A 12,969-nucleotide genomic window follows, 5' to 3' on the forward strand; every position below is an offset into this window, starting at 1 on the left:
AATTGTTTTTTAAATTTATGTTGTATCTTGCACCCGTTTTTATATCCGAAATCAATCTTTGTTCATCAATTGTTGAGTTTCATTTATAATTTCAACAAGTATTAATTTTTTAATTTTTTTTATGATGAACATTTTTGTTTCAAACATCAATTACTCTACAAGAGAAGAGTCATTGCAAGATCTTTTTTCAGAATTTGGCGAAGTATCTTCTGCTAAAATTATCACAGACAGAGAAACCGGTAGATCTAGAGGATTCGGTTTCGTAGAAATGAGCGACGAAGACGGTAAAAACGCTATCGAAGCTTTAAACGGAAAAGAATTGGACGGTAAAGAACTTAACGTTTCTGAAGCTAAACCAAGAGAAGACAAACCAAGAAGAAGTTTCGACAATAACCGTGGTGGCGGTTACGGTGGAGGAAATCGTGGAGGCGGAAGCGGATACGGTGGAGGAAATCGTGGCGGTTCAAACTGGTAAGATTTGTCTACAAATAGTTAAGCGGCTTTTAAGCCGCTTTTTTTATTTAATCAATATCAGTACTGATTCCGAATTGATTAAAAACTGGTCTTTCGTATCAGCAGTTTTGCTCAAGATCACCGAATCAAACATCATCTTGAATTCATAATTTCCTATTACTTTTGTTATGAATAAATCATCAACCTTTATCTCTCCGTTATTTGGGTAATTTTCAAATAATTTCTTTAAATCCGGAACCAAATTTATTTTCTGTCCGTTAAAAATTAAATTTAATTCAGATTTAAACATGCTTACCGGCATTTTTAATTCAACGGTATTATTGTCGAATTCAAAACTGTTGTATTTATAGTTATAAGCTTTAAAAAGGTATTTATAACCGGAAATATCCGCATCAAATTTCTTGGCAATTAACGTGACGTTTTTTTGTACAGGACTGAGTTCTTTTTTAGAAATATCATATTGTACGTTTTTAAACTGATTTCTGAAATCGCTTCTAATTCCCCAAAAGTTGGCTTCATTTAAATTTTTCGCAATCAGTTTCTTGTTTTTTGCCGGAAGTAGATTCAGTAAAAATTCTTTTTCATTCCGTTTGGCCAGAAATTCAAACTTGTTGGAAACTTCGTCTGCAACGGTATCCGATACTTTCTTATTAAATGAAATCTTTCCGTTTTCGAGTAAATTATTTTGGATCAGAATATTGTGCAATTCTGTTTTCTGACTTCTTTTGGCGACAGAAAAAGTATTCAGATAAGGAAAAATTAAAGAAAATAATCCAAAAGCAAAAAGACTCATCGGCACAAATTTGATGGTCGGTTTTTTCGCAAAAACAAAATAGAGAACAACGGCTGTAAGCCATAATGCAATGAGCAGAACAAAATATCTTGGTTCGGTGTAGCCGTATTCTAAGATTCTGGTAAAAATCGCGGTGAACAATAAAACAATCAGCGGAATCAGCGTATAATAGAATATTCTGGAGAACATTTTCACCCAGGATTTCGTGGAATTTTCCTTTAAAGGATGAACAAGTAAAAGTGCTAAAATTCCGACCACAGAATAAGCTAAGATTAAATATGAAACCCAGCCTCTCGGAAGTTCCCAGTTGATCAGGATTTTCGCGGAATAAAAGTAGAGAATAACCGCGTAAATAATTAAAAGCGGAATAAGAATGTATTGGGTGAAAAATTTAAGAATCAAAGGATAAGAGCCATCTTTTTCCAGATCATGAAGTCCGTTTTCACTGAAAAGTAAAAAAATCATGCAGCTCCCGAAAACGGAGAGTAAATAAAAGGTTTCTGCGTAATATTTCTGGTTGAAATTAAAGTCAAAAAGTTTATCTACTGCCAGAATTGCAAGTTCGACTCCGCCCGTTAAAACTCCTGTAAATATTGCGGTTAAGACTACATTGATGAATAAGTTTTTATTGTACTGCCAAAAATTCAGTTCTCTGTTTTTACCAAAGAAAGCAGCGAATGACACCAGAAGATGCGATAAAATAAAAGTGGGAACGAGGATAAAAGCATATTTCTCGGTGAAATCCTTTTCTTTTTCGGGAAGTAAAAGATAAAAGAAAATCAAAAAAATAGTCCCAAGTATTTCGAGTAAAAATGCTTTTCCGATCCTTTGAGAAAGCATTTTCAGAGCAAACATCAGTGATAATCCCAAGCAGCATACCAAGGAGAACCTGATAAAGACAAAATAATTACCATTGGAATTGAAGTTACCGTGTGCAAAACACATCAGCGAAATGGCTGCCAAAAAAGCCATCAGAAGAACCATTGGATATTCGCGGACAATAAAGCCTGTTTTTCCTGAAATTTCTCTAAATTTTTTGAGCATAGTACTGTTTTTAGATCTCTGATTTCAATTTGGAACTCAATAATAACGGTTTAAAACCAAGGAAAGGAACATGAATCCATGCTCATTGAAAAGCTTACTTCTTTTTCTTCTTCTCCTTTTTCTTGCTCTTTTTCTTCGTTTTTTTATCTGAAGTAATTTCTTCAATAAAATCGCTGATTGGGTTTTCGGCTTTTGGTGTTTTTAATTCCAGAAGACGGTTAACATCTGAAGTTTTCAGCAGCTTTTCGTCCAGTAAAGTCTTTACCAGATCAGTTCCCGAATTATGAAAATACTGCTCAACGAAACTCCTCAGCCGGAATTTTTTGTAATCTTCGAAAGGGATCGCAACGGTATATTTAAAGATTCTGCCTTCTTTTTCTGTGGTTAAAAACTCTTTTTCCACCAGGATTTTTATAAAGGTGGAAACGGTATTCTGATGCGGTTTGGGCTCCGGATATTCTTCCATAACCTCCTTCATATAAGCGGAATTCAGTTTCCAAAGAATGTTCATTAAAAGTTCTTCGGCATGCGTAAGCTGGTTTATTTTCATAGGTTTAGTGCTGCATTTGGATATTGGTATAAAGATAAATAAAAGATACGATACCTGCGATTACCGCACCGGAAATCACTTCTTTCAAAGTATGTCTTTTGAGTATGATTCTTGTAATTCCTACCAAAACAGCAATTCCAAACCAAATGATTCCCATCACCGGATTAATAGAAAAGAACAGCGCCGAAACAAAGATGTTGAATGCTGTATGCATGGAACTTTTAACAAAATAATTGCTGATCTGCATCACCAGCAGTAAAATCATGAGAAATATCATAAGGATATCAACCGTTCCGTTTTTTAGATAATCATACAGAAGATATGCGCCTATTGCGCCGGCAATAAAAAAATAAAGGCTCTTTCTCTGGTTGCGGTTGGAGACATACATATTGGTGTAATTGCCTTTTTTAACATTCCAGAAAATCCAGAGAGAAATTGGCAGCATCGTCAGCAAAAGTATTGGCATGAAACGCATTGCAGCTTCTTTTGCCGTGTAATTCTCCAGACTTGAATAAAGAAAATAAAGAAAAAGCGAAACGAGCGGATTGAAAAAATTTGAAATGAATTTTGAAATTCCGTTCAGCAACGGAGTGTCGGTTTTGAACATAAAAGTAATTATAGTTTTCAAAAATAGTTTTTTAATCTGTTTATAACTAATATTTATCATCTTATGCTAACCGTAAAGACAAAGATTTTTATTATTTTTGCTGAATATTTCGATTAAACATGAAAGAATTTTCAAAAGAAGTGTACCTGCAATGGTATGAAGAAATGACAATGTGGAGAAGGTTTGAAGATAAATGCCGTTCTCTTTACCTCAAACAGAAAATCAGAGGGTTTTTACATTTATACAACGGCCAGGAAGCAATTCCCGCAGGCTTCGCTCATGCAATGGATCTTACCAAAGACAGCATGATCACAGCTTACAGATGCCACATACATCCTATGGCAATGGGAGTGGATCCGAAAAGAATTATGGCAGAACTTTGCGGTAAGGCTACGGGTACATCCGGCGGAATGGGAGGTTCTATGCATATTTTCAGCAAGGAAAAAAGATTCTACGGCGGTCACGGTATTGTGGGCGGTCAAATCCCTTTGGGAGCAGGAATCGCTTTTGGAGATAAATATTTTGAAACTGGCGGAGTAAATATCTGTTTCTTCGGAGATGGTGCTGCACGTCAGGGCTCACTTCACGAAACTTTCAATATGGCAATGAACTGGAAACTTCCGGTGGTATTCGTCGTTGAGAATAATCAGTACGCGATGGGAACTTCTGTAAAAAGAACTGCCAATCACGAAGATATTTACAAATTAGGTCTTGGTTACGAAATGCCTTGTTTTCCTGTAGACGCAATGGATCCTGAAAAAGTAGCTGAAGTTGCTTTTGAAGCTATTGAAAGAGCGAGAAGAGGAGACGGACCAACGTTCATCGAAGCGCGTACTTACCGTTACAGAGGACACTCCATGTCGGATGCGGAGCCGTACAGATCGAAAGATGAAGTTGCTGAACATAAAAAAGACGACCCTATCGAAATCGTTAAACACCGTATTTTGGAAAATAAATGGGCGACAGAAGATGAACTGACTGCAATGGACGAAAAATCTAAAGATTTTGTTGAAGAATGTGTGGAGTTCATGGAACAGTCACCATATCCAACTGCTGATAAAGTTTACGAATATGTTTACGCTCAGGAAGATTATCCATTCCTCAATAAATTAGAAAATAACTGATAATTTAATTTGAATTCCGAAGTTTGGATATGGTAATGCCATTTTTCAGATATTCGAATGTCAAAACTCAAATAATAAAAAAATTATGGCTGAAGTAATTACAATGCCGCGTCTTTCCGATACAATGACGGATGGTAAAGTGGCTAAATGGCACAAAAAAGTTGGTGATGCGGTGAAAGAAGGCGATATTTTAGCTGAAATTGAAACCGATAAGGCTGTTCAGGATTTTGAATCTGAACACAACGGAACCCTTTTATATATTGGCACTGAAGAGGGAGGTTCTTCTCCTGTAGATTCTGTTTTGGCAATTATCGGCGAGGCAGGTGAAGATATTTCTTCATTAAAAGGCGGCAGTGCCTCTTCATCAATTCCTGAAGAAAATAAAACGGAGCAGAACGTAACCGACGTTGAAACCTCAAAGCCTGTTGAAAAAGAAGAGGCTGCTTCTGCAGATATTCCTGCAGGCGTTGAAGTAATCACAATGCCGCGTCTTTCTGATACCATGACGGAAGGTAAAGTAGCTAAATGGCACAAAAAAGTTGGAGATACCGTTAAGGAAGGCGATATTTTAGCGGAAATTGAAACGGATAAGGCCGTTCAGGATTTCGAATCTGAATTTAACGGAAGCCTTTTATACATCGGAACCGAAGAAGGAGGTGCAAGTCCTGTGGACACTGTACTTGCGATTATCGGACCTGAAGGAACTGATGTTTCTTCCATCGTTTCAGGCGGCGGTAAAAAAGCAGAATCAAAGCCTGCAGCCACAGCAAGTGAATCTAAGCCTGCTGCAACTCCTGAGGTTAACCAGCCTTCAGCTGCTGCTGCATCCGGTGAAAGAGTAGCAATTTCTCCCTTGGCTAAAAAAATGGCGGAGGATAAAGGTATTGATGTGAATTCGCTGAAAGGAAGCGGCGAAAACGGAAGAATCGTTAAAAAAGACGTGGAAAGTTTCACTCCCGGTGCTGGGTCTGCAAACGCAGCAAAACCTGCCGGTGCGGAAGCGAAACCAGCTCAGCCTGCAATGAACTTCGTTCAGGGAGAAGATTCCGAAACGCCAAACTCTCAGGTTAGAAACATCATCGCGAAGAGACTTTCTGAAAGTAAATTTACCGCGCCGCACTATTATCTGATTGTTGAAATCGATATGGATAAAGCGATTGAGGCAAGAAAAGAAATCAATTCTTTACCGGATACTAAAATTTCTTTCAACGATATGGTGATTAAAGCTACGGCGATGGCATTAAGAAAGCATCCTCAGGTGAATTCAACATGGCACGCAGATAAAATCGTTCACCACGGAAACATCAACGTGGGTGTTGCAGTAGCAATTCCTGACGGCCTGGTAGTTCCTGTTTTGAAAAATGCAGACCAGATGAATTATAACCAAATTTCAGCTTCAGTAAAAGATATGGCAGGAAGAGCAAAATCCAAAGGTCTGAAAGCCAATGAAATGGAAGGTTCAACATTCTCCGTATCCAATTTGGGAATGTTTGGTATTGAAACTTTCACTTCAATCATTAACCAGCCGAATTCAGCAATTCTTTCGGTAGGTGCGATCATCGAAAAACCTGTTGTGAAAAATGGACAGATAGTGGTTGGAAATACCATGAAATTGTCTCTTGCATGTGATCACAGAGTGGTTGACGGTGCAACAGGAGCACAGTTCTTACAGACTTTAAGAACTTATCTGGAACAGCCTTTAACGCTGTTGCTCTAAGTTTTTTATAATATGTTCAAGTCCTTTCAAATTTATTTTTGAAAGGATTTTTTATTTGTAGACCGGTTCTTTTCAACGGGCAGTCGCTGAAAACCCATATAAAATGTCTTCTAAATTCAAACATTTTCACTATTTTTGAAACCATGATAAAAGCACGCAATATTCATAAATCATACGGAGATTTAGAGGTTTTAAAAGGAGTTGACATCCATATTCTGGAAGGTGAGGTGGTTTCAATCGTAGGAGAATCCGGTGCGGGAAAATCTACGCTTCTGCAGATCCTGGGAACTTTGGATACACCTACCAATCCAAAAGATTTCGATACAGAAATTGCTTTGGCAGGAAAATCTTTTATCAGCATGAATGACAGGCAAATCTCAAAATTCCGGAACGAAAATATTGGTTTTGTCTTTCAGTTTCATCAGCTTTTACCCGAATTTACGGCGCTGGAAAATGTTCTGCTTCCGACAAGAATTTCAGGAAAGAATGAAAAAGAATCTCTGGAGAAAGCTTATTCGCTTTTTGAGGATTTAAATATTGCCCACCGTCTGCATCATAAACCCAGCGAAATGTCTGGTGGAGAAGCGCAGAGAACAGCAGTTGCGAGAGCACTGATCAATTCGCCGAAAATTATTTTCGCAGATGAACCCACCGGAAATTTAGATTCCAAGAATGCGGACGACCTGCATCAGCTTTTCTTTGATTTAAGAGACAAATACAACCAGACTTTTGTTATCGTTACCCATAATACATACCTCGCAGACACTACAGACAGGAAATTGGTAATGAAAGACGGCCAGATTATATAAGTAATCCAGTTCGGGGATTTAAATTCTATAATTTTTATTAACTTTAAAGGTAGAATTTCTATTATGCCCGATGAATCTTGAATTGATATGTCCATAAAATTTCTTGCAGAAGACGACAGACCAAGAGAAAAATTTTTACTGAAAGGTAAAAATTCACTTTCTGATGCGGAACTGCTGGCGATCATTATGGGGAGCGGAAACCGCGAAGATTCCGCGGTAGAACTTGGGAGGAAAATTCTTAATTCGGTAGGGAACAACTGGCATAACTTATCTCTACTTTCCATTTCAGATTTAATGAAGTTTAAAGGAGTCGGGGAGGCTAAGGCGATTTCTATTGCAACAGCCCTTGAAATCGGCAGAAGACGTGCAGCGCAGGAAGTTCCGGAAAAAATCCAGATCAGCGAAAGCAAAGATATTTACAAAGTTTTGAAGTCTTATCTTTCCGACTTACAAACGGAAGAATTCTGGGCAATTTTTCTGAACCAAAACAACCGCATTCTGGGTAAATCCAGACTTTCATCCGGCGGAATCAATCAGTCGATCGTGGATGTGCGGATTTTATTCAGAACTGCTTTAGAGTATTTTGCCACCGGTATTGCCATTGCGCATAATCATCCGTCCGGCAATCTCAAACCCAGCCAGGATGACCTTAAAATCACCAAACAGATCAATGAAGCCGGAAAAATGATGAACATTCAGTTGCTGGATCACTTAATCATTTCCCAAAATTCTTATTTCAGCTTTGCCGACGAAAATTTATTATGATTAGAAGACTGAAATACAGCGAAATAGATTTTTCCCGATATCAGAAATGCATAGAAGATGCGGTGCAGCAAAATTTTTATGCAAAGAAGGAGATTCTTGATAAACTTTGCGAAGAGTGGGAATTACTCATTTTCGGGGATTACGAATATGTTATGCCGGTTCCGGTGAAGAAAAAGTTCGGTTTCAAGTTTGTTGTGATGCCGCTTTTTTGTCAGCAGCTTGGGATCTTCGGGAAAGCACAAAACGGAAGAATTGAACAGCAGTTTCTGGACTTTCTTTTAAAAGAGTACCGGATCGTTTATTACGCTTTCAATTTTCAAAATTTGTTTGAACAGAATTTAAGAAAGAAAAAGAATTATTTTATTGAAACTACGGAGTACCAGCTTTTAAGAAAGAATTATTTTAAAGGCAGAAAATCTACGGTAAAAACTGCTCAGTATCTTAATTTTAAAGAAGTTATGATTGCCGAAAGTTTGGCTTTTATCCGCAATAATTTCAAGGGTTTAGATAAAAAGAAAGATCTGGAAAAATTTTTTCATTATCTGCAGTTTCTTCACGAAAGTAGATTGCTGAAACTTTTTGGTTCATTTAAGGATAATAATCTTACCAATTTAGCCATTGTGATTGACGGTGAAAACCGTAATTCATTACTGGGACTTGTCAACGATGAAAAATTTAAATTGGATAACGGTGCTTCTTTTCTTATTGACTGGATTCTTAAAGACAGTATACACCAGAAATCATTCGATTTTATGGGCAGCAGCATTAGAGGAATAGAGGTTTTCTTTAAAAGTTTCGGTTCGGTGCTGCAGGAATATGCTGTCGTAGAAAATTCCAAAAAAGATTTACTGAAAAACTTCTTCAGTAAGTAGCAAATTATTAGTAATTTTGCAACCTCATTATTGCCCATGACTGAATCACCGTATTTCCCGTATGCGTTTGCTTTGCTGCTTGCATTACCGTTCCTGATTTTCATCAGACAGTTTGTTTTCAGCTATATTAAACTCAAAAACCAGGAAATAAAATTATTAACGGTAAAAGGAAATTCGGAACAGAGAGTACATGCCTATGAGAGGCTCACTCTTTTTTTGGAACGCCTGAAGCCCTCTAATTTGGTAACAAAATTTGACCGGAATCTCGCTCCGCACGAATATATTTTCCTGATCGAAAAGACAATCAATGAAGAGTTTGACTACAATGCTTCGCAGCAGCTTTATTTAACCCCAACGACGTGGAAAAATATTGTAACCTGTAAAAATAATGTCCTTCATTTAATTCATAAAACCTACGAAAACCTGAGTGATCAGTCTACTTTGGATGATTTCAAAACTGTTTTGCTGATGAATTATATGAATGAAGAGGATTTTATTTCGAAAAGTATTGAAGATTTAAGAAAAGAAAACTTAATAGTAAATTAAAATAAATAAATGATACCAAATTTTAAAGCACATCCATGGCACGGGATTTCTGCAGGTGCAGAAGCGCCGGATGTTGTAAATGTTTTTGTAGAAATTGTTCCTTCCGATACTATAAAATACGAAATCGACAAGCAGAGCGGTTACCTTAAGGTTGACCGTCCGCAGCAGTTTTCCAATATTATTCCTGCGCTTTACGGATTTATTCCGAGAACATACTGTCATGACGAAGTGCTGAATCTTGCAATAGAAAGCGGTGCCGCTGATGTAACGACGGGTGACCTTGATCCGCTGGATATTTGTGTATTGAGCTCTCATAACATTCATGCAGGCGGAATGCTGATGGAAGCAATTCCAATCGGCGGTTTCAAAATGATTGACAAAGGCGAAGCTGATGATAAAATCGTTGCAGTAATGAAAGGCGATCATGCTTTCGGCCACTTCAGAGATGTTGAAGAACTTCCTCAGGCTGAGATCAAAAGGCTGATGCATTATTTCCTTACGTACAAAAATCTACCGGATGAGCCTGCTAAGTGTAGAATTCAGGAGGTTTACGGAGCGGAGCACGCAAAAAAAGTAATCAAAGCTTCGCAGAAAGATTACGCTGATAAATTTGGCGGATAATATATAAATTAATTCAGTTTTAAAAGGACAGATGCACGCATCTGTCCTTTGTTTTTTAGCATTTAATTATACATAATTTAAAATAATTGTGTATTTTCGGTTAAGATTTTATTTAACAAAATGTTAACGTCTAAAAAATAATCTATGAATTTATTTATTTTAGTACCCATCTTTGGTATTATTGCCTTAATCTACACTTTTATTCAGAGTTCCTGGGTAAGTAAACAGAACGCCGGCAGCGACCGTATGAAAGAAATCAGCGGACACATCGCAGACGGAGCAATGGCCTTTCTGAAAGCAGAATACAAAATTATGATGTATTTTGTTGCCATTGTAGCAGTTTTACTTGCACTGATGGGAGCTTCTAATGCCAACTCACACTGGAGCATTGGTCTTGCATTTGTTTTCGGGGCGATACTTTCGGCATTGGCAGGATTTATCGGGATGAAAATTGCGACCAAAGCAAACGTGAGAACAGCGGAAGCAGCAAAAACATCTCTGTCTAAAGCTTTGAAAGTTTCTTTCACCGGGGGTTCCGTAATGGGAATGGGTGTAGCCGGACTTGCTGTTTTAGGTTTAGGTTCATTATTTTTAATTATTAAACAGATCTTCGCCCCTGACGCGATGGTAGATACCCATGAAATGGAAAGAACAATCGAGATTCTTACCGGATTTTCTTTGGGTGCTGAATCTATCGCACTTTTTGCGAGAGTGGGAGGAGGAATTTATACAAAGGCAGCCGATGTGGGTGCCGATTTAGTAGGAAAAGTAGAAGCCGGAATTCCGGAAGATGACCCAAGAAACCCTGCGACCATTGCAGATAATGTGGGAGATAATGTTGGGGATGTTGCCGGGATGGGAGCTGACCTCTTCGGTTCTTATGTTGCCACTGTTTTGGCAACAATGGTATTGGGTAGAGAAACCTTCTCTCAGGATGCATTCGGAGGATATGCACCTATTCTTTTACCAATGTTAATTGCCGGTACAGGGATTATCTTTTCAATGATCGGAACCTTATTTGTGAAAATTACTGAAAATACAGACCTGGATACTGCACCAGTGCAGAATGCACTGAATTTAGGAAACTGGGGAAGTATCATTCTTACTGCACTTTCTTCTTATTTCCTGGTGAATTACCTCATGCCGGAAACAATGACCTTAAGAGGTCACGAATTCACCAAGATGGGAGTATTTGGAGCGATTATCGTAGGACTGGTGGTAGGTACTCTGATGAGTATCATCACCGAATATTATACAGCAATGGGAAAAAGACCTGTTAAGAGTATTGTCAAACAGTCTTCCACAGGCCACGCCACCAATATCATCGGCGGACTTTCAGTGGGGATGGAATCTACTTTATTACCAATTTTAGTTTTAGCAGGAGGTATTTACGGATCTTTCCTTTGCGCGGGACTTTATGGTGTTGCAATTGCCGCGGCCGGTATGATGGCTACTACAGCGATGCAGTTGGCAATCGATGCTTTTGGACCTATCGCTGACAACGCAGGAGGAATTGCTGAAATGAGCGAATTACCGAAAGAGGTCCGTGAAAGAACAGATATTCTAGATGCCGTTGGAAATACCACCGCAGCAACAGGAAAAGGCTTTGCAATCGCTTCTGCAGCTTTAACAGCGCTGGCATTATTTGCGGCCTTTGTGGGGATTGCAGGTATCGACAGTATTGATATTTACCATGCCGATGTACTTGCCGGCTTATTTGTCGGCGCTATGATTCCGTTTATCTTTTCGTCTTTGGCAATCAAAGCGGTAGGGGAAGCGGCAATGGCGATGGTAGAAGAAGTTCGCCGTCAGTTCAGAGAGATACCGGGTATTTTGGAAGGCAAAGCAACTCCGGAATACGAAAAATGTGTGGCAATTTCTACAGATGCCTCCATCAAAAAGATGTTGCTTCCGGGCGCAATAGCACTTATTTCGCCGCTTTTAGTAGGTTTCATTTTCGGACCTGAAGTGTTGGGAGGATTTTTGGCAGGGGCAACCGTTTCCGGTGTATTGATGGGAATGTTCCAGAATAATGCAGGTGGTGCGTGGGATAACGCTAAAAAATCGTTTGAAAAAGGAGTTGATATTAACGGGAAAACCTATTACAAAGGATCAGAACCTCATAAAGCCTCTGTAACAGGAGATACTGTAGGTGATCCTTTTAAAGATACTTCAGGGCCATCTATGAATATTCTGATCAAACTGATGTCAATTGTATCATTGGTTATTGCTCCGACATTATCTGTTTTACATAAGGAAAAAATTGACGAGAACAGAAGAGTGAAGCTTGAGACTCTCAACAAAATGTCAGGAATCACTACCGGAACTGTACAGGGAATGGATGCAGGAACTGCAGTTGTACCGCAGGTTAGAGGAACTTTAAATGCAGACGGTGATTTTGTTTATGATACCGGAGATCTTCAGCAGGTAAAGTTATCCGATAAAAGCATTGCAATGGGCAAAAACAGCCAGTTATATGCTCTTTACAATGGAATAAAACTGCAGGATAAGACCGTTTTAGATGCAAACAAATGGTACACCATTGAAAACCTTTATTTCCAGACGGGAAGCAGCGATCTGAAGCCCGGATCAGAAACGGCGCTGACTAATTTGGCTGAAATCATGAATGCCTATCCAAATCTAAAAGTGAAATTAGGCGGCTATACTGATGATACAGGTAATGAAGAAAGTAATATGAAATTATCGAATCTGCGTGCACAGACTGCAAAACTGAAATTACTCGAAATTGGAATTGCAGGCGACAGAATTGAAGCCGAAGGTTATGGCTCACAGTTCCCGGTATGCGCCGCAAACGATACCGATGAATGTAAAGCACAGAACAGAAGAATCGACGTGAGAGTTTTAAACTTCTAAAAAAGACCGATCAACATTAGATCCCGGCTGCAAGTCGGGATTTTTTTTGTCCGGTTTTATAACGGTCATCTGAACCACTGATTCGTGAAAAATTTCTACTTGTCAATAAAAGGGAAAATTTTTTAATTTTTTTTCCGTTATTTTAGAAGAAAATAAAATGTCAGAAGCCTGCT

12 protein-coding genes are annotated in these 12,969 nt (G+C 38.5%); 9 read left to right on the top strand and 3 right to left on the bottom strand.

Features of this window, described 5'->3' with window-relative positions; genetic code table 11:
- Nucleotides 1-124: 124 nt before the first annotated feature.
- Nucleotides 125-475 (top strand): RNA recognition motif domain-containing protein, encoded by a 351-nt coding sequence (locus KSK37_RS02790; RefSeq protein WP_088357995.1) that lies wholly within the window; start codon nt 125-127, stop codon nt 473-475.
- Between the two features lie 42 nt (nt 476-517).
- Here KSK37_RS02790 and KSK37_RS02795 read toward each other — a convergent pair whose 3' ends face one another.
- The 3 genes from KSK37_RS02795 to KSK37_RS02805 all read right to left on the bottom strand — a co-directional run bounded on the left by KSK37_RS02795 (nt 518) and on the right by KSK37_RS02805 (nt 3,489).
- Nucleotides 518-2,311 (bottom strand): DUF4153 domain-containing protein, encoded by a 1,794-nt coding sequence (locus KSK37_RS02795; protein WP_217199308.1) that lies wholly within the window; start codon nt 2,309-2,311, stop codon nt 518-520.
- A 94-nt stretch (nt 2,312-2,405) separates the two neighbouring features.
- Nucleotides 2,406-2,861, bottom strand: a complete 456-nt coding sequence (locus KSK37_RS02800) for a BlaI/MecI/CopY family transcriptional regulator (RefSeq protein WP_217199310.1) — start codon at nt 2,859-2,861, stop codon at nt 2,406-2,408.
- Between the two features lie 4 nt (nt 2,862-2,865).
- Entirely contained in the window at nt 2,866-3,489 is a 624-nt protein-coding gene (locus KSK37_RS02805) for a phosphatase PAP2 family protein (protein ID WP_246566178.1), read from the bottom strand.
- Between the two features lie 98 nt (nt 3,490-3,587).
- On the opposite strand from KSK37_RS02805, the gene pdhA reads away from it, so the two are divergent.
- The 8 genes from pdhA to KSK37_RS02845 all read left to right on the top strand — a co-directional run bounded on the left by pdhA (nt 3,588) and on the right by KSK37_RS02845 (nt 12,796).
- On the top strand, nt 3,588-4,592 hold the full coding sequence (pdhA, locus tag KSK37_RS02810; RefSeq protein ID WP_217199312.1) for a pyruvate dehydrogenase (acetyl-transferring) E1 component subunit alpha: 1,005 nt from the start codon (nt 3,588-3,590) through the stop codon (nt 4,590-4,592).
- Nucleotides 4,593-4,677: 85 nt separating this feature from the next.
- Nucleotides 4,678-6,309, top strand: coding sequence for a pyruvate dehydrogenase complex dihydrolipoamide acetyltransferase (locus tag KSK37_RS02815; RefSeq protein ID WP_217199315.1), 1,632 nt, complete (start codon nt 4,678-4,680; stop codon nt 6,307-6,309).
- 143 nt (nt 6,310-6,452) lie between these two features.
- The gene (locus KSK37_RS02820) at nt 6,453-7,118 is read left to right on the top strand and encodes an ABC transporter ATP-binding protein (RefSeq protein ID WP_217199316.1); all 666 of its coding nucleotides are present in this window, start codon (nt 6,453-6,455) and stop codon (nt 7,116-7,118) included.
- Between the two features lie 87 nt (nt 7,119-7,205).
- Nucleotides 7,206-7,883: a RadC family protein gene (gene radC / locus KSK37_RS02825; protein WP_217199317.1), complete on the top strand. Its 678-nt coding sequence runs from the start codon at nt 7,206-7,208 to the stop codon at nt 7,881-7,883.
- Nucleotides 7,880-8,755 (top strand): hypothetical protein, encoded by an 876-nt coding sequence (locus tag KSK37_RS02830; protein WP_217199318.1) that lies wholly within the window; start codon nt 7,880-7,882, stop codon nt 8,753-8,755. The genes radC and KSK37_RS02830 overlap by 4 nt, the downstream gene beginning before the upstream one ends.
- 36 nt (nt 8,756-8,791) lie before the next feature.
- Complete coding sequence (locus KSK37_RS02835) at nt 8,792-9,301, top strand: DUF7935 family protein (protein ID WP_217199319.1); 510 nt, start codon at nt 8,792-8,794, stop codon at nt 9,299-9,301.
- Between the two features lie 9 nt (nt 9,302-9,310).
- Entirely contained in the window at nt 9,311-9,922 is a 612-nt protein-coding gene (locus KSK37_RS02840) for an inorganic pyrophosphatase (RefSeq protein ID WP_217199320.1), read from the top strand.
- 144 nt (nt 9,923-10,066) lie between these two features.
- Nucleotides 10,067-12,796 carry a sodium-translocating pyrophosphatase gene (locus tag KSK37_RS02845; RefSeq protein WP_217199321.1) on the top strand — a complete coding sequence of 910 codons (2,730 nt, stop codon included), beginning with the start codon at nt 10,067-10,069 and terminating at the stop codon, nt 12,794-12,796.
- Nucleotides 12,797-12,969 lie beyond the last annotated feature (173 nt).

The organism is Kaistella soli, from assembly GCF_019038595.1.
In the GTDB taxonomy this organism is placed as follows: Bacteria; Bacteroidota; Bacteroidia; order Flavobacteriales; family Weeksellaceae; genus Kaistella; species Kaistella soli.

Coding starts and splice junctions, on each gene's coding strand:
- KSK37_RS02790 (WP_088357995.1), top strand. CDS start 125: ATGAACATTTTTGTTTCAAACATCAATTACTCTACAAGAGAAGAGTCA.
- KSK37_RS02795 (WP_217199308.1), bottom strand. CDS start 2,311: ATGCTCAAAAAATTTAGAGAAATTTCAGGAAAAACAGGCTTTATTGTC.
- KSK37_RS02800 (WP_217199310.1), bottom strand. CDS start 2,861: ATGAAAATAAACCAGCTTACGCATGCCGAAGAACTTTTAATGAACATT.
- pdhA (WP_217199312.1), top strand. CDS start 3,588: ATGAAAGAATTTTCAAAAGAAGTGTACCTGCAATGGTATGAAGAAATG.
- KSK37_RS02815 (WP_217199315.1), top strand. CDS start 4,678: ATGGCTGAAGTAATTACAATGCCGCGTCTTTCCGATACAATGACGGAT.
- KSK37_RS02820 (WP_217199316.1), top strand. CDS start 6,453: ATGATAAAAGCACGCAATATTCATAAATCATACGGAGATTTAGAGGTT.
- radC (WP_217199317.1), top strand. CDS start 7,206: ATGTCCATAAAATTTCTTGCAGAAGACGACAGACCAAGAGAAAAATTT.
- KSK37_RS02830 (WP_217199318.1), top strand. CDS start 7,880: ATGATTAGAAGACTGAAATACAGCGAAATAGATTTTTCCCGATATCAG.
- KSK37_RS02835 (WP_217199319.1), top strand. CDS start 8,792: ATGACTGAATCACCGTATTTCCCGTATGCGTTTGCTTTGCTGCTTGCA.
- KSK37_RS02840 (WP_217199320.1), top strand. CDS start 9,311: ATGATACCAAATTTTAAAGCACATCCATGGCACGGGATTTCTGCAGGT.
- KSK37_RS02845 (WP_217199321.1), top strand. CDS start 10,067: ATGAATTTATTTATTTTAGTACCCATCTTTGGTATTATTGCCTTAATC.